The organism is Luteimonas abyssi, assembly GCF_001482195.1.
GTDB classification, from domain to species: Bacteria; Pseudomonadota; Gammaproteobacteria; order Xanthomonadales; family Xanthomonadaceae; genus Luteimonas; species Luteimonas abyssi.
Genome location: NZ_KQ759763.1, coordinates 1,135,868 through 1,153,047, shown reverse-complemented (window position 1 = coordinate 1,153,047; position 17,180 = coordinate 1,135,868). Strand labels below are relative to the sequence as shown.

Annotated in this window: 15 protein-coding genes and 1 riboswitch; of the genes, 9 read left to right on the top strand and 6 right to left on the bottom strand. The window is 69.4% G+C overall.

What is annotated here, in order from left to right; all coding sequences use genetic code 11:
- Positions 1-103: 103 nt before the first annotated feature.
- Complete coding sequence (locus tag RG19_RS04720) at positions 104-922, top strand: M15 family metallopeptidase (RefSeq protein ID WP_058834262.1); 819 nt, start codon at positions 104-106, stop codon at positions 920-922.
- Positions 923-1,030: 108 nt separating this feature from the next.
- Here the strand turns inward: RG19_RS04720 and RG19_RS04715 are convergent, their stop codons facing one another.
- The 4 genes from RG19_RS04715 to RG19_RS04700 all read right to left on the bottom strand — a co-directional run bounded on the left by RG19_RS04715 (position 1,031) and on the right by RG19_RS04700 (position 4,929).
- Entirely contained in the window at positions 1,031-1,399 is a 369-nt protein-coding gene (locus tag RG19_RS04715; RefSeq protein WP_058834261.1) for a DUF423 domain-containing protein, read from the bottom strand.
- A gap of 96 nt (positions 1,400-1,495) precedes the next feature.
- Positions 1,496-2,632, bottom strand: a complete 1,137-nt coding sequence (locus RG19_RS04710; RefSeq protein ID WP_058834260.1) for a polyketide cyclase — start codon at positions 2,630-2,632, stop codon at positions 1,496-1,498.
- Positions 2,633-3,005: 373 nt separating this feature from the next.
- Complete coding sequence (locus RG19_RS04705; protein WP_058834259.1) at positions 3,006-3,647, bottom strand: response regulator; 642 nt, start codon at positions 3,645-3,647, stop codon at positions 3,006-3,008.
- A gap of 46 nt (positions 3,648-3,693) precedes the next feature.
- Positions 3,694-4,929, bottom strand: coding sequence for a sensor histidine kinase (locus RG19_RS04700; RefSeq protein WP_058834258.1), 1,236 nt, complete (start codon positions 4,927-4,929; stop codon positions 3,694-3,696).
- A gap of 161 nt (positions 4,930-5,090) precedes the next feature.
- On the opposite strand from RG19_RS04700, the gene RG19_RS04695 reads away from it, so the two are divergent.
- From RG19_RS04695 to RG19_RS04665, 7 genes are all read left to right on the top strand, one after another.
- Complete coding sequence (locus RG19_RS04695) at positions 5,091-5,687, top strand: GNAT family N-acetyltransferase (protein ID WP_058834257.1); 597 nt, start codon at positions 5,091-5,093, stop codon at positions 5,685-5,687.
- 2 nt (positions 5,688-5,689) lie between these two features.
- Entirely contained in the window at positions 5,690-6,472 is a 783-nt protein-coding gene (gene minC / locus RG19_RS04690; RefSeq protein ID WP_058834256.1) for a septum site-determining protein MinC, read from the top strand.
- 153 nt (positions 6,473-6,625) lie between these two features.
- A complete protein-coding gene (minD, locus tag RG19_RS04685; protein ID WP_058834255.1) occupies positions 6,626-7,435 on the top strand; it encodes a septum site-determining protein MinD in 810 nt (269 codons plus the stop codon).
- 2 nt (positions 7,436-7,437) lie between these two features.
- Positions 7,438-7,701: a cell division topological specificity factor MinE gene (minE, locus tag RG19_RS04680; protein ID WP_058834254.1), complete on the top strand. Its 264-nt coding sequence runs from the start codon at positions 7,438-7,440 to the stop codon at positions 7,699-7,701.
- A 173-nt stretch (positions 7,702-7,874) separates the two neighbouring features.
- On the top strand, positions 7,875-8,327 hold the full coding sequence (locus RG19_RS04675) for a hypothetical protein (protein WP_058836411.1): 453 nt from the start codon (positions 7,875-7,877) through the stop codon (positions 8,325-8,327).
- A gap of 94 nt (positions 8,328-8,421) precedes the next feature.
- Positions 8,422-9,072, top strand: a complete 651-nt coding sequence (locus RG19_RS04670; protein ID WP_162267049.1) for a YrbL family protein — start codon at positions 8,422-8,424, stop codon at positions 9,070-9,072.
- 33 nt (positions 9,073-9,105) lie between these two features.
- On the top strand, positions 9,106-11,061 hold the full coding sequence (locus RG19_RS04665) for a M2 family metallopeptidase (protein ID WP_058834252.1): 1,956 nt from the start codon (positions 9,106-9,108) through the stop codon (positions 11,059-11,061).
- Positions 11,062-11,127: 66 nt separating this feature from the next.
- Here RG19_RS04665 and RG19_RS04660 read toward each other — a convergent pair whose 3' ends face one another.
- On the bottom strand, positions 11,128-12,372 hold the full coding sequence (locus RG19_RS04660; protein ID WP_058836410.1) for a multidrug effflux MFS transporter: 1,245 nt from the start codon (positions 12,370-12,372) through the stop codon (positions 11,128-11,130).
- 123 nt (positions 12,373-12,495) lie between these two features.
- Positions 12,496-13,407, bottom strand: coding sequence for a siderophore-interacting protein (locus RG19_RS04655; RefSeq protein ID WP_058834251.1), 912 nt, complete (start codon positions 13,405-13,407; stop codon positions 12,496-12,498).
- A 340-nt stretch (positions 13,408-13,747) separates the two neighbouring features.
- Positions 13,748-13,849: riboswitch (glycine riboswitch) on the top strand.
- Positions 13,850-13,960: 111 nt separating this feature from the next.
- On the opposite strand from RG19_RS04655, the gene gcvP reads away from it, so the two are divergent.
- Positions 13,961-16,891 (top strand): aminomethyl-transferring glycine dehydrogenase, encoded by a 2,931-nt coding sequence (gene gcvP, locus RG19_RS04650; protein ID WP_058834250.1) that lies wholly within the window; start codon positions 13,961-13,963, stop codon positions 16,889-16,891.
- Positions 16,892-17,180: the final 289 nt, after the last annotated feature.

The window sequence follows — 17,180 nt, the reverse complement described above, 5'->3', positions numbered from 1 at the left end:
CCGCGCCGCGGGGCCAGCTCGCGCACGGCACTGCCGCACGGCCCGCCAGCGGTTCATCGGTGAAGCGCCTACACTGAGCCGGACAAGGCTCCCGGATTCCGCAATGCGTACGCCGCCCCGCATCCTGATCAACACGCCCGATATCGAGCTGTGGCCCGCGGACCTGCTCAGGGCCCGCAGCAATCACGACGCACGCGCGCTGGCCCAGGGTCGCTGGCTGCTGCGTCGCAAGTCGGACGGACGTTATCTCGCGGTTGCCATGGACGCAGGCCTGCTGCCGCTGCTGCCGCGGTGGACGGCCGGGCTGTCCGTGGATGTCGCACTCGATGCGCTCGACCATGCGCCGCGCAGCGCGCGTCACGACATGCCGCGCGGCCACACTCTGTCTCCACACGGGCTGGAAGCGCGCCTGGCGGTGCTCGGCCTCGACGCCGACGACTATGCGGACGACACCGGGCTGGCCCTGCTGCCGGAGCCTGCCTGGCTGGATTTCGCCGGATACGACCGCTACCGGCGGCCGCTCTGGCTGGACGCCGCCACCGCACGCGCGTGGGCGCGGATGCGCAGCGCCGCGCGCGCCGACGACATTGCCCTCGAGGCGATCTCCGGATACCGCAGTCACGACTACCAGCTGGGCATCTTCGCGCGCAAACGCGCCCGCGGTCAGTCGGTGCGCGACATCCTGGCGGTCAACGCCGCGCCCGGCTTCAGCGAACATCACACCGGCCGGGCACTCGATATCGGCACTCCCGGCGAACCATCGGCCGAGGAGAGTTTCGAGGCGACGGACGCCTACGCCTGGCTCGATGCGCATGCCGGCACGTACGGCTTCGTGCTGAGCTACCCGCGCGACAATCCGCACGGCATCGTCTACGAGCCGTGGCACTGGCGTTACGAAAGCGCGACCGTCAGCCTCGTCTGACCGGCATCGTCTGACCGGTCAGGGATCGACCGCAGCGACCGTCAGCCGACATCCAGCCCTTCAAGGACCGCTCCGCACCGATGCTCGTGCGAACTGCGGCATGTGCCATCAGCGTCGCAGAAAGTCGAACGCCAGCACCAGCCAACCGAGCATCATCAACATCCCGCCCCATGGCGCGGCGCGGGTGCCCCACCCGGCCAGCACGGCACCGGCCAGGCTGCCGGAAAACAACAGCATTCCCAGCAGCAGCATGCACAGCGCCACCTGCGCCAGCGTGTGGCGACGGCGCGCGCCGAGCGCCGCCAGCGCCACGCCGTGCCCGAATGCGAACAGTGCGGCCAGCGACAACCGCGCCTGCGCCGGGCCGTCCACGGCATGTGCCGCATAGGCCGACAGCCCGACACCGAGCGCCGCGCAGACCGCGCCGGCGGCCGCGAGCCAGGCAGGACCGGGCCCAGGGGATGTCTCGTGGCTCATCGCCGCTCGCCTCCGGATCGCGACAGTAGATCCCACAAACGCACACGCCGCACCCGAAGGCGCGGCGTGTGGCGGTTCGTCATGGATAGGACCGGATCACTTGATGGTCCAGAACACCTCGTACTGGCCGTCGGCGGTGAAGGCCGCATCGGCGCCGGCGACGTAGTTCTCGAACGGACGCCCGGTCACTTCGTAGCCCTGGGTCAAGGCCCAGGCGCGCACGGCGTTGCGGACATTGTCGAGTTCGGCCAGGAAGCCGGTGTACTCGGCACGCGCCACGCGGGTCGGCTCGGTGCGCAGGTACTCGACCGGACCCAGCAGATCGAGGTCCTGCAGCTCGCCGGCGTCGGCCACGGCAGGCGCCGGCGTCTCGGCGGCATCGCCCTCGGCGGCCTCGTCGCTGGTCTCGACCGGACCGCTGCCCGCCGGACGCACCGGCATCGCGATGTCGAAGGTGTAGGTATTGCTGCCCAGCTCCGAGGTGATGATGCGCAGCGGGCCGGCGGCTTCGAGATCGTTGGCGGCGATGGTGCGGTTGATCCACTCGACGTTGTCGTTGATCGACGCGCGGATCGCCTCGTTCCGGCGCTCGACGGCACCGGCCTTGACCACCAGCAGGTTCTCCGCCGGCAGGTCCTCGACACGCAGGCCGACCAGCTTGCTGTCCTCGACCGCGTAATCGACGTTGGGCACCGCAGCCAGCATCGTGCTCAGGCGGCGCAGGCCGAACTGCATGTTGTCGCCGACGTTGCGCGCGACGTACAGACCGGCATAACGGCCCAGCAGGTTCCAGCCGTACTCGACGTTGTAGGTCTGGGTGATTTCGATATTGCGGCCGCCGCGACCGGTCGGGCGCAGGATGAACTCGGTGCGCTTGTTATTGCCGCGCTGCTCGTTCTCGATCGCCATGGCCACGCGGCTGCGCGGCTCGGACTCGACGATTTCCCACGAACCCGAACCGATGGCGCTCACGTCCGAGCTGTAGCGCATGGTGGCGCCCACGCCCGACTGCGGGCCGGACAGCTCGATGTCGATGCCGGGATCCTGCACCGCGAACGGATGCCAGGAATGGAAGCGCTGGAAGCTGTTGAGCGTGTCGAAGACGATGGTCTGGCGACGGTTGGTCTCGATCTGCTCCTCCAGCGAACGGTTGGCGGGCAGAATCACGCCGATCACCACGAACAGCACGGCGGTGATGGCGAGGGAAATCAGGAGCTCAATCAGACGGGTCATTCAGGGTTCTCCAGGACCAGAACCGGGCAGTGCCGGGGCGCAGACCCTCAATCGTATCAAGATGTTTCGCTACGGGCGACAGGTTACGTGCACCGAAGTGACCGGTAACGCGCCCCGGCCCGTCCAGAGGCGGGTACCGGCGGATGTTAGGCAACATGAACGCCTGCCGCCGCGGGCGGTCCTGGCCGCAGGCCGAACCTGCGACTGCCCATACAGGGCGCCCCTCAGACAAGCTCGAGCCAACACCTCGAGCGCGGTACGGGTGCGGTCGCGCGCGCCGAGCCTGGAGAGGGCGAACGGCCACCGCTTGCGAGGCACCGCCTCGCGTGGCCGCGAGCGCCCGCCGCCCCGCGGCGGGCCGGGCATCCTCACCTCAGACCAGCTTGAGCTCGAACGCCTTGAGCACCGCGCGGGTGCGGTCGCGCACGCCGAGCTTGGAGAGGATGTTGGACACGTGGTTCTTGATCGTGCCCTCGGCCACACCAAGGGAGTTGGCGATCTCCTTGTTGGAGAAGCCGCCGGCCATCAGCCGCAGGATCTCGGTCTCGCGGTCGGTCAGCGGATCCGGGCGATCGAGGCTGACGAATTCGTTGCGCATGTGCTCGAGCCCCGACAGCAGGCGCTGGGTCATCGCCGGCTGCACCAGCGACCCGCCACCGGCCACGGTCCGGATCGCGCCGACCAGTTGATCGAGCGAGACGTCCTTGAGCAGATAGCCCTTGGCGCCGGCCTTCAGACCGGCCAGCACCAGCTGATCGTCGTCGAACGTGGTCAGGATGATGGTCGGCGGCAGTTGTCCGGCACGCGACAGCGTCTGCAAGGCCTCCAGGCCGGACATTTCCGGCATGCGCATGTCCATCAGCACCACATCGGGCTTCACCTGCGGAATGGTGTCCACCGCCTGGCGGCCGTCGCCGGCCTCGGCGATCACCTCGATGCCGCCGTCGAGCGCCAGCAGTGAACGGATGCCCTGTCGCACCAGGGTTTGATCGTCGACCAGACACACACGGATCATGCGGTTCTCCTCACTGCGGCGACGCCCCGGTCGGCGACGCCTGTTGTCATGACTGCGCGCCCGCGCGCGGGACGACCCGGGCGCCCTGCGCCGCGCGGGCGACGCGTTCGGCCGGTGCCGACAGCGGCAGGCGCAGGCGCAGATGAAAACCGCGCCCGGTCGAGGTTTCGATCTCCGCCGTCCCACCGTAGGCCGCCAGCCGTTCGCGCATGCCGCGCAACCCGTTGCCGATCGTCGTGATTTCCGCCCCCCGCCCGTCGTCGCGCGCGTCCAGGCGCACATCGTCGTCGGCCAGACTGTAGCGCAACCACAGGTGCTCGGCCTGGGCGTGACGGACCGCGTTGGTGACGATCTCCTGCGTACAGCGCAGCAGCACGTGGGCGCGCTCGGGATCGTCGAGCAGGAACGGCTCGGGCATGTCCATCTCGATGCGCAGCGTCGGCACATTCTCGGCCAGCGGCCGCAAGGTGGCGCCGAGATCGATGGCGTCGTCGTCGCGCAGACGGCTGACCGCCTCGCGCACGTCGCTGAGCAGCAGTTTGGCCAGCGTATGAGCCTGGTGCACGTGCTCCTGGGCGACGCCGTCGGTCAGGTGGTTGGCGACTTCCAGATTCAGGCTCAGCGCGGTCAGGTGGTGGCCCAGCAGATCATGCAGCTCGCGGGAGATGCGGGTGCGCTCATTGACCCGCACGCTCTCGGCGAGCAGGGCGCGGGTGGCGCGCAGTTCCGAATTCAGCCGCCGCTGCTCGTCGCGCGATTGCGCCTGCTGACGGGCGACCATGCCGGTCACGAAGGCGAAACCGGTGAAACCCACGTACAAGCTGGCTTGCAGGACCGCTTCCAGCCAGGAGAACTGCAGGCCGCGCATGTAGACCGGCACGATCACGAACTCGCACACCACCAGCAGCACGATGCCGAGCCATACCGGCATCAGCCACGGCAGCACGCAGGCCACCACCATCAACAGGATGCTGCCCAGGCCGCTCTGGCTGTAATAGCTGATCGCGATCGCGCTGCCGGTCAGCAACACCACAAGCATGTGATCGAGCGCACCGATCCGGCGCTCGCCGAGGCCGCGGGTGAGCCAGGCGTAGCAGAACCCGAACGCGCCCCACGCCAGCCATGCGCGCAGCGCGCTGCCGAACAGCACGCTCTCCTCGGGATCGGGCACCGCCAGATCGGCATGCGAGATCGTGAGCACCAGCAACGGCAGGCCGATGACCACCCAGGTGAACAGGCCGGCATAGCGCAGCAGGCGATTGTGGTTGAGATTCTGGATCATCCAGGCGCGATGCTAGGCCAAGCCGGCAGGCGGCGAGCTTGCCGGAAGTCATGGCGCGGCGGGGAGACGCCCGCCGGCATGGGCGCTCGTGCGATAATTCGGGCTTCTGTTCCGTGTACCGCCGCGGCCCGTTGCCGGCGGCATCCCGAGGAAGCCCTGTAATGTCGATCGTCATCCGCGACGTGCGCGAGCACGAGCTGGATTCCATCCTCGCCCTCAACAACGCTGCCGGCCTCTCGATCCTGCCGCTCGACGCGGCCCGCCTGCGGCGCTTTCACGACAGCGCCGAGTACTTCCGCGTCGCCGAGCGCGACGGCAACCTGGCCGGCTTCCTGGTCGGTTTCGGTGCCCGCAGCGGGCACGACAGCAGCAATTTCCAATGGTTCCTCCAGCACAGCGAGGACCCGTTCTTCTACATCGACCGTATCGTGGTCGCCAGCCGCCGTCGCGGCGGCGGCGTCGGGCGCGCGTTCTACGCCGACGTGCAGAGTTATGCCGAACTGCGCTACCCGGCGCTCGCCTGCGAGGTCTTCATCGAGCACGACAGCGATCCCGCGCGCCTGTTCCACGGCAGCTTCGGCTTTCAGGAAGTCGGCCAGCACGTGATGCCCGCCTCCGACGTGCGCGCCTCGATGCTGATCAAGCCCTTGTGCAGCTACGCCTGGGTGCACGAGCGCTACGGCGACGCGCTGCCGGACGTGGACTGGCTGCCGCGCGCGCGGCGCCCGCAGGCGCCGCCGCAGCAGGTCGGAGTCTGAGCATGGCCGCGAACGCCCTCGATTTCGAACCGGCCGGCGAGCTGAAGTTCGGCCAGGTCGGCATCGCCAACCTGCGCGTGCGCCGGCTCGATCCCCAGCGCCTGGCCGCGGAAATGCGCGACCGCATCACCCGCGCCCCCAACCTGTTCGCCCGTGCGGCGGTGGTGATCGACTTCGGCGCGCTGCCGGCCACGCCGCCCGTCGAAGACGCGCAACGGCTGCTCGCGGCGCTGCGCGAGGCCGGTGCCCTGCCGGTCGCACTGGCCTGGGGCAACCAGGACAATGCGCGCTTGGCCGAAGCGCTCGGCCTGCCGCTGCTGGCGAAGTTCCGCGCCCAGTACGAGCGCCCGGAAGGCGCCACGGAGGCGCCACCGGCCGACGAGCCGCCGCCCCCGCGTGCGGCCGAGCCCGAAGCGCCGCCGCCTGCGGCCGCGCCCGCCGCCCCCGCGACCGGCGAACCTGGCCGCATCCAGGCGGTGCCGGTCCGCTCCGGCCAGCAGATCTACGCCGACAACCGCGACCTGACCGTCCTCGGCGCGGTCGGCGCGGGTGCCGAGGTGATCGCCGACGGCTCCATCCACATCTACGGCCCGCTGCGCGGCCGCGCGCTGGCCGGCGCACAGGGCAATGCCAAGGCCCGGATCTTCTGCCGCGACTTCCAGGCCGAACTGGTCGCCGTGGCCGGCCACTACAAGGTGCTGGAGGAGATTCCGAAGGAGCTCCACGGCAAGGCCGTCCAGGTCTGGCTCGAAGGCGAGGAGTTGCGGATCGCCGCCCTGGACTGACCCGAATGCGACAGCCCGGTTTCCGGGCCGCCCGCCAGCGTTTACGCTAGCGCCTGCCGCGGCCGCCTGCCGGCGCCGCCCCGCTCCATCCCCCGTGAACCATCCCCCATTTCAAGCCGCGCCCCGCCGGCGCGGTCTTCCAGGAGAACGACATTGGCCGAAATCATCGTAGTCACCTCGGGCAAGGGCGGTGTCGGCAAGACCACCACCAGCGCCAGCCTCGCCAGCGGACTCGCCCGGCGCGGCAAGAAGGTCGCGGTGATCGACTTCGACGTGGGCCTGCGCAACCTCGACCTGATCATGGGCTGCGAGCGCCGCGTGGTGTACGACTTCGTCAATGTCGTCAACGGTGAAGCCTCGCTCAAGCAGGCCCTGATCAAGGACAAGCGCTTCGACACCCTGTACGTGCTGGCCGCCTCGCAGACGCGCGACAAGGACGCGCTGACCAAGGAAGGCGTGGAGCGCGTGCTCAAGGAACTCGCCGACGAAGGCTTCGAGCACATCGTGTGCGATTCCCCGGCGGGCATCGAGAAAGGCGCGTTCCTGGCGATGTACTTCGCCGACAAGGCCGTGGTGGTGGTCAATCCCGAGGTGTCCTCGGTGCGCGACTCCGACCGCATCATCGGCCTGCTCCAGTCCAAGACCCGCCGTGCCGAGAACGGCGAGCGCGTCGGCGAGCATCTGCTGCTCACCCGCTACAGCCCCAGCCGGGTCGAGACCGGCGAGATGCTGTCGATCACCGATGTCGAGGAAGTGCTCGGCCTGAAGACGATCGGCGTGATTCCCGAATCGCCCGACGTGCTCAACGCCTCCAACAAGGGCGAGCCGGTGATCCTCGACATGGAGTCCAATGCCGGCCAGGCTTACGACGACGCGGTGGCGCGCCTGCTGGGCGAAGACCGCCCGATGCGCTTCACCCAAGCGGAGAAGAAAGGCTTCTTCAGCAAGCTGTTCGGAGGTTGACGATGGGGATGTTCGACTTCCTGAAAGCCAAGAAAAACACCGCCAACATCGCCAAGGAACGCCTGCGCATCATCGTCGCGCAGGAGCGTACCGGCCGCGATGCGCCGGACTACCTGCCGCTGCTGCAGCGCGAACTGCTGGAAGTCATCCGCAAGTACGTGAGCATCGACGCGGAAGCGGTGAAGGTGGACCTGGCCAAGGACGGCGATCATGACGTCCTCGACATCTCCGTCGCCCTGCCCGAAGGGCGCCAGGACGCGAGCTGACATCCGCCGGGCCGGCCCCGAGCCGCCTGGCGTCTCCCCTCCACTGCCGGCACCCGCGGACGCCCCGCATGTCCGAAACGACGCCCGTTTCCGCTCTCGCCCATGTCGGGGCCGACGTCGCCGGCTCCGCCGGCGCCCAGCATCCACCGCACGGCCGCCATGCCGAGGGATCGGTGTTGCGCGTAGGCGACCTGACGCCCGGCGTGGCCGCCGCGCTGCTCGCCCGTCACGGCCTGGCTTTGCACCGTGTCGAGGCCGACGCGCCGATCCCCGGCAGCTTCTGGGGTGAACCGGAAGCCGGTCTGATCGGCCCGAACGTCTATGTCCGCGACGACACCCCGGTGCATTCGATGCTGCACGAGGCCTGTCACCTGCTCGTGCTGCCGCCCGAACGACGCGCGGCCGTGCACACCGACGCCACCGACTCGGTCGAGGAGGAGGACGCGACCTGCTATCTGCAGATCCTGCTCGCCGATGCCCTCCCCGGCGTGGGCCGGGCGCGGTTGATGGCGGACATGGATGCCTGGGGCTACAGCTTCCGGCTGGGCTCCACCCGGGCGTGGTTCGAACAGGATGCCGACGATGCGCGGACCTGGCTCGCCGCGCGTGGTCTGTTGCCGGGCTGACCGGTCGCACGCCATGCCGCTGGCACCCGCGCTTCCACCGCAGGCCGACGCGTCCGGATCGGCGTTTTCCGCCGATGGACGCCTCTGGCAAGGCATGCCCGTCGTCGCTGCGGGCGCCAATCGCGTCTGTGTGCTCGATCCGGACATGCCCGGGCATTGCCTGAAGTACCTCCAGGCGCCGGATCCGCAGCGGCCACGCGCGCTGCGTCACCGTCTGCGCGCCTGGTGGCAGGTGCACGGACCCGGTCGAGATGCCAATGCCCTGGAATGGCAGGCCTGGCGCTGGCTGCACGCGCGTCAGGGCGATGCGCTCGATCTGCGCGTGGCCCGCTGTCTCGGCATCGCGTCCACGGCCAACGGCCCGGCGCTGCGGTGCCGGCTCGTCCCGTCCAACGAAGGCTCCGGCGCCGCGCCGAGTCTGTACGCCCTGCTGTTCGGCCCGGCTCGCGGTCGCTACGACGCGCCTGCTCTGTGCGCCGCGGTCACCCGCTTCGAGGCGTGGCTGCAGCGGCACGCCCTGCCGCTGTTCGATCTCAACAGCGGCAATCTCGTGGTGGTGGAGCGCGACGGCCTGCCCGAACTGGTCTGCGTTGACGTGAAATCGGTGCTGGGCGGCAAAGAGCCGATTCCGGTATCGCGCTGGTCGCGTCGTTTGATGCGACGCAAGATCGCCCGCCGTGCGGAACGCCTGCGCCAGCGCATCCTGGCCCATGCGCCACTTGCGGGCACGCAGCCCCCCCACTAGCCTGCCGGTCTTCCAGCTTTTCCCGAGCACGCCGTGACGTATCGCCTGCCCTTGACCCTACTCGCCGGCGCCTGCCTGGCGCTGTCCGCCTGCCAGCGCGATGCCGGACCGGCCGCCGCGCCGGAGGTTCCGAAGAACGAAACCGCCGACCAGTTCATCGAGCGGGTCAATACCGAGTACCGGGCGCTGTATCCGGAAACCACCGCAGCGCAGTGGCTGTCGTCCACCTACATCAACGACGACAGCCAACTGCTGGCCGCACGCGGCAGCGAGCGCTGGCTGACCAAGCTCAACGGCTGGATCGAGCAGTCGCGTCGCCACGAGGGCCAGCGGATGTCGGCCGATAGCGCGCGCGGCCTGCACCTGCTCAAGCTCAAGACCGCGATGCCGGCTCCGCAGGACACCGAAAAGCTCTCCGAGCTGACCCGCATCGCCACCCGCCTGGAGGGCCTGTACGGCGCCGGCAGCTACTGCGACGGCGAAGGCGACCGGCGCCGCTGCCGCCAGCTCGGCGAGCTCGAGGACGTGCTGCGCAGCGAGCGCGATTACGACGTCCAGCTCGACGCCTGGCAGGGCTGGCACGGCATCGCCCAGCCGATGCGCCAGGACTACACCCGCTTCGTGTCGCTGGTGAACGAAGGCGCCCGCGACATGGGCTTCGCCGATGCCGGCGAGATGTGGCGCTCCGGGTACGACATGTCGCCGGTCGAGCTGTCGGCCGAAACCGATCGCCTGTGGACTCAGGTCAAGCCGCTGTACGACCAGTTGCATTGCTACGCGCGCGCGCGCCTGGAAGCGCGCTATCCCGGCCAGGGCTCGGTGGACGGCCTGTTGCCGGCCCACCTGATGGGCAACATGTGGCAACAGGACTGGAGCAATCTCTGGGACATCCTGGCCCCGTACACCAACGCCGGCAGCCTCGACGTGGGCGCCGCGCTGCAGCGCCAGTACCGCCTCGCCTACGAGCGCCGCCTCGCCGCACTGAACACCCTGCCCGAGCCGCCCGCGCTGGCCGAAGAGGAACGCACCGCGCATCTGGCCACGGCCACCAACATGACCCGCCGTGCCGAGGACTTCTACACCTCGCTCGGCCTGCCGCAGCTGCCGGACGCCTTCTGGCAGAACAGCCAGTTGATCAAGCCGCGCGACCGCGACGTGGTCTGCCACGCCAGCGCGTGGTCGATGGATCTCGACGACGACGTGCGCATCAAGATGTGCATCCGTCCCAACGAGGAAGATTTCACCACCATCTACCACGAACTCGGGCACATCTATTACTACCTGGCCCAGCAGCACCAGCCGCCGCTGTTCCAGGAGGGCGCGCACGACGGTTTCCACGAAGCCATCGGCGACACCATCGTGCTGGCGATGACGCCGGGCTATCTCGCCTCGATCGATCTCGTCGACACCCCGCAGCAGAGCCAGGCCGCACTGATCAACTCGCAGATGCGCATGGCGCTGGCGAAGGTGGCCTTCCTGCCGTTCGGGCTGATGATCGACCGCTGGCGCTGGGGCGTGTTCGACGGTTCGATCACCGAGGACAACTACAACGCCGCCTGGTGGGCTCTGAAGGCGCGCTACCAGGGCGTGGCCCCGGTCGCCCCTCGTGGCGAGGAGTTCTTCGACGCAGGTGCCAAGTACCACGTGCCGGGCAACACGCCGTACACCCGCTACTTCCTCGCCCACATCCTGCAGTTCCAGTTCTACAAGGCCCTGTGCGACGCCGCCGGCCACGACGGTCCGCTGTACGACTGCAGCTTCTACGGCAGCGAGGCCGCCGGCGAGAAACTCTGGACCATGCTCGGCCAGGGTGCCAGCCAGCCCTGGCAGGCCACCCTGCAGGAGATGACCGGCAGCGACCGCATGGACGGCGAGGCATTGCTGGAATACTTCGCGCCGCTGCAGGACTGGCTCAAGGCCCAGAACGAAGGCCAGAGCTGCGGCTGGAGCAGTACGGCCGGCGGCCCGGGGGGCGCGGGTCTGCACTGACCCGACATGCCATGACCGCCCCCCTTCTCCCGCTGATGAGAGAAGGGGTTCCACCCCACATGCCTCCTACAGCGGCTCGCTCGGCTCGATCGGCGGCGGGCCCGGCGACGGCCGAGGCGGCGTGCGGTCGCGTCGCCGCTCCCAGCGCCAGAAGCTCCAGCCGATCGCCAGGAACACCGCGCCACCCACCGCCAGCCACAGCGCCGAATGGCTCAGCATCGGCGACAGCAGGCCGGCCACCGCAGCGTTGAGGATCAGGCTGGTGGAGGCCTGCATCGACGAGGCTGCTCCACGCTGGCGCGGGTACATATCGAGAATGGCCAGGGTCAGGATCGGAAACACCAGCGCGATACCGAAGGCGTTGAGCGTCATCGGCAGCACCGCCCACGGCAACTGCGGCTGGCTCACCGTCAGGTTGTAGGCGATGTTGACGACGATCGCCGCACCGCTGCAGACGAAGCCGATGTCGACCAGCCGCGCGCCGCTGATCCGGCCCGCGGCGCGGCCCGACACCCACGACCCCAGCATCATCCCGCTGATCATCGGCACGAAGAACCAGCCGAACTGCCGCTCGTCCAGCCGCAGGATGTCCATGACGAAGGCCGGCGCCGAGGCGATGTACAGGAACAGCGCGGAGAAGTTGAACGCGCCGGCCGCCGCGAGGCGCTGGAAGCGCGGGTTGAGCAGGATCGCCGCGTAATCGCGCAACAGGCAGGCGGGTACGAGCTTGCTGCGGGCCTCGCGCGGATGGGTCTCGGGCAGCCAGCGCCAGGTGGCGAACAGCAACGCCAGCGAGAACACCACCAGGAACCAGAAGATCATCGGCCAGCGCTGCCAGCCCAGGATCCAGCCGCCGATGATCGGCGCGATCGCGGGCGCGATGCTGAAGATCATCGACACCTGGCTCATCAAACGCTGGGCGTCGTCGCCGTCGAACATGTCGCGGATCACCGCACGCCCGACGATCAGGCCGACGCCGGCCGACAACCCCTGCAGTGCGCGGAACACCAGCAACGTGGTCAGGTCGCCGGCCAGCGCACAACCCACCGAGGCCAGCGCGAACACCGACAGCCCGACCAGGATCACCCGTCGCCGTCCCAGCACGTCCGACAGCGGGCCGTGGACGATACTCATCAGCGCGTAGGCGATCAGATACACCGCGATGGTCTGCTGCATCGCCAGCTTGTCGGCGTCGAACTGCTCGCCCATCTGCGCGAACGCCGGGAAGATCGTGTCGATCGAGAACGGGCCGAACATCGCCAGCCCGGCCAGCAGCAGGGCGATGCGGCGGGTGGACACGGCCGGACTCACGCGTGCGATCCGACGCGGCGACACGCCGCATCCACGAATGCCTTCGTCAGGCGGGGCGAAGAACGTTTCATGCCCACAGGATACGGCTCCCTGCGCCAGCGGACGCGTGCGGGAACAGGTGGATCAATCCAGGCTGCGCCCCAGGCGCCAGTAGCCCATGCACGCGATCGCACGCCGGTCGATGCCGCGCACACCGACCAGATGACGCCGCAACGCGACCACCGCGCCCGCCTCGCCGGCCATCCAGACATACAGCCCGCCGCCCGCCTCCGCCGCGCTGTCGGTCTCCCAGAGGATGGCGCGATCGATGTCGATCTCCGCGTCGCCCGAAGGTATGTGCGCAGGCCGCGCGACGACCGGGCCAGCTGAGCCCGGCGGCCCGGCGCCGCCGGCGAGCGCATCCAGCAGACATCGGCCGTGCGCCGCGCCGTCGCGCGCACGCCAGTCGATACGCGCCTGCGGCGGCGCCCGCAGCGACAGCATGTCGTCCCGGCCGGCGACTTCCAGCACCACGTCGATGGTCGCCCCACAGCCTGTGTCGGCCAGATGCTCGAGAATCGCCGCCATCGCCGGCACGGCGGTCTCGTCACCAACCAGCAGCAGGCGACGCGTACCGGCGGGCGGACGCCACTCGAAGCCGCTGACGATCGCCCCGTCGCGGCCATCGGGTGCGGACAGGACGGTGCGATCGCCCGGCCTGGCCCGGATCGCCCAGCGCGAGGCCGGACCACCGTCGCCATGCAGCACGAAGTCCACCTCGACTTCCGCGACCGTGGCATCCAGCCGCCGGATCGTGTAACTGCGCATCGGCGGGCGCGTCGTCGGCGGCAGGGCGCGGTAGCCGGCGTACCAGTTCACGTCGCGCGGCAGCTGCGGGGTCGCCTGTCCCGCCGACGGGAAGAAAATCTTGATTCGCTGGTCGGGACCGCCGATCGCCATATGCCGCACATCGGGATCGGCGAACACCAGCCGGACCATGGACGGCGACAGCTGAATGCGGCGAACGACCTCGACGTCGAACAGGCGGTATGTCATGACGGCTGCGCTCCGGTGGGCGGGCGGCGATGGCCCGGATGGAACCCATCGGCTGGCGTGCGCGGCGCTGGCTGGCTTCGGGGGCCGCAGCTTAGTCGACGCCGGCCACGCGCGGCCAGCCCGTTTCGGCCGCGGCGCCCACACGCACGACGGGATGCGGCAGGCACGCGGGTGACGCCATCCGCGGCGGGCGCGGGCGGACGGGAGCGGGATGGCGAGATCATCGGCGGGGTTATACTTCGCGGCGAAACCGTCGGTGGGAGAAGCGTCCGCCCCTCAGGGGCCGGCCGCTGCCGAAGGCGCAACCGCCCGCAATCGCTCAGGCTCCCCGAACCATCGTCGGCACAACTCTGGAGAGACCGGTTCGATCCGGCGCCGAAGGGGCACGAGACGCAGCGGCACGCGCCTCCAAACTCTCAGGCAAAAGGACAGAGGGGCGCACCGACCGCCGGTCACCGGCGCGTCGTTCCCGTCTGCGGGAGGCCGGCGTTCGCGCCGCCCCGGCACGGGGATGCCGTCGGTGTCCCTCCGCCCGTCCTGCCGGAAAGCCGCCATGTCCTCTTCTTCCGCGTCCGCTCCGTCCCTGCGCGATCTCGAACACCACGACGCGTTCCTCGAACGCCACATCGGCCCCAACGACGCCGAGATCGCCCACATGCTCGAGACGATCGGGCAGCCTTCGCTGGATGCGATGACCGACGCCATCGTCCCGGCCAGCATCCGCGCTGCCGCGCCGCTCGACCTGCCCGCCCCGATCGACGAGCAGGAGGCGCTGGCCAAGATCCGCGCGATCGCGCAGAAGAACACCGTGTTCCGCAGCTTCATCGGCCAGGGCTACCACGGCACCCACACGCCGAACGTCATCCTGCGCAACATCCTCGAGAACCCGGCCTGGTACACCGCCTACACCCCTTACCAGGCGGAGATCTCGCAGGGCCGGATGGAAGCGCTGATCAACTTCCAGACCATGGTCGCCGACCTGACCGCGATGGACATCGCCAACGCCTCGCTGCTCGACGAGGGCACCGCGGCCGCCGAAGCGATGACGCTGGCCAAGCGCTCCGGCAAGTCGAAGTCCAACGTGTTCTTCGTCTCCGAGCGCGTGCATCCGCAGACGCTGGAGGTGCTGCGCACCCGCGCCGACGGCCTGGACATCGAGCTGCGCGTGGGACCGGACAGCGAGGCCGCGCAGGCCGAGAGCTTCGGCGTGCTGCTGCAATACCCCGACACCTTCGGCCAGGTGCACGACCACGCCGCACTCGCCGAGGCCGTGCACGCGCGCGGCGCGCTGGTGGCGGTGGCCGCCGACCTGCTCGCGCTCACGCTGATCAAGGCGCCCGGCGAATGGGGCGCGGACATCGTGATCGGCAACTCCCAGCGCTTCGGCGTGCCGTTCGGCTTCGGCGGCCCGCATGCCGCGTTCCTGGCCTGCCGCGACGCATTCAAACGCTCGATGCCGGGCCGCCTGATCGGCGTGTCGGTGGATGCCGAGGGCAACCCCGCCTACCGCCTCACCCTGCAGACCCGCGAGCAGCACATCCGCCGCGAGAAGGCGACCTCCAACATCTGCACCGCGCAGGTGCTGCTGGCGGTGATGGCCGGCATGTACGCGGTGTACCACGGCCCCGAGGGCCTGACGCGCATCGCCCGACGCACCCACCGGTTGGCGGCGATCCTCGCGGGCGCGCTCGGCGAGGCCGGCGTCACCGTCGGTCCGGACTTCTTCGACACCCTGCACGTGCTCGATGTGGACGCCGACGCGATCCATGCCCGCGCACGCGATGCCGGCTTCAACCTGCGCACGATCGACAGCACCAGCCTCGGCATCGGCCTGGACGAGACCACCACCCGCGCCGACGTGATCGCGCTGGCCGACCTGTTCGGCGCCACCATCGACGACATCGACGCGCTCGACACCGCCACCGCCGACGCGCTGCCGGCCGGCCTGCGTCGCACCTCCGAATTCCTGCAGCACCCGGTGTTCAACACCCACCACAGCGAGCACGAACTGCTGCGCTACATGCGCGCCCTGGCCGACAAGGACCTGGCCATGGACCGCACGATGATCCCGCTGGGCTCGTGCACGATGAAGCTCAACGCCACCGCCGAGATGATCCCGGTGACCTGGCCCGAGTTCGGCAACATCCACCCGCTGGCGCCGGCCGAACAGACCGCGGGCTACCGCGAGCTGATCGAAGGCCTGGAGGCGATGCTGGTCGAGTGCACCGGCTACGACGCGGTCAGCCTGCAACCCAACTCAGGCGCGCAGGGCGAGTTCGCCGGCCTGCTGGCGATCCGCGCGTGGCATGCGTCGCGCGACGAGGCGCATCGCGACGTCTGCCTGATCCCGGAATCGGCGCACGGCACCAATCCGGCGTCTGCGCAGATGGTCGGCATGCGCGTGGTGGTGGTGAAGTGCGACCGCGACGGCAACGTCGACATCGACGACCTGCGCGCGCAGGCCGAAAAGCACGCCGAGAAGCTCGCGGCGCTGATGGTCACCTACCCGTCCACGCACGGCGTGTTCGAGGAGGCCATCGTCGAGATCTGCGAGATCGTCCACCGGTACGGCGGTCAGGTGTACACCGACGGCGCCAACATGAACGCCCTGGTCGGCGTGGCCAAACCCGGCAAGTGGGGTTCGGACGTCTCCCACCTCAACCTGCACAAGACCTTCTGCATCCCGCACGGCGGCGGCGGCCCGGGCGTCGGCCCGTGCGCGGTGAAATCGCATCTCGCCCCCTTTCTGCCATCGGCATATCCCCTTCTCCCGCCTGCGGGAGAAGGTGCCCGCAGGGCGGATGAGGGCGACGCACCCGCGCAGCGGGTCGGCATGGTCTCGGCCGCCAGCTACGGCTCGGCCTCGATCCTGCCGATCAGCTGGATGTACATCACCCTCATGGGCGCCGCCGGCCTGCGTCGCGCCACCCAGGTCGCGCTCCTCAACGCCAACTATGTCGCCAAGCGCCTGGCCCCGCACTTCGAGACGCTCTACACCGGTCGCAACGGCCTGGTGGCGCACGAGTGCATCCTCGACCTGCGTCCGATCAAGGACGCCACCGGCATCAGCGCCGAGGACGTCGCCAAGCGCCTGATCGACTTCGGCTTTCACGCCCCGACCCTCAGCTTCCCGGTCGCCGGCACCCTGATGGTGGAACCCACCGAAAGCGAGTCGCTGCACGAACTCGATCGCTTCGTCGACGCGATGATCCAGATCCGCGACGAGATCCGTGCGGTCGAGGACGGCCGGCTGGAGCGCGAGGACAACCCGCTGCGCAACGCCCCGCACACCGCGACCATGGTCACCGGCAGCGAGTGGGCGCACGCCTACCCGCGCGAACTGGCGGCGTTCCCGCTGGAGACGCTGAAGCGGCAGAAGTACTGGCCGCCGGTGGCGCGCGTGGACAACGTGCACGGCGACAAGAACATCATGTGCTCGTGCATCCCGATCGAGGCGTTCAAGGACGACACCGAAACCGCGTAGCCGTCAACTGCCGCGCATCGTCACGAACCGCCCCACCCGGGGCGGTTCGTCGTTGCGGGGCATGGTCATGAAATCGCCACATCGCCGGGAACGCCCGTGCGACGCCGTTTCCGCACCCGTCTCCCGCCCGCTTCCACAAGTTTGTCCACAGGCTGCGTGGATAACTGCGCGGTGCGAATGGCGAAACGATCGCCACCGGCTTGACAAGGCCGCCACGGCCACCCGCCCGGACTGCGCGCGAACGCCTCGTCACCGGGCGAGCGGCATCGATCGACGCGGCCGGTGCGGC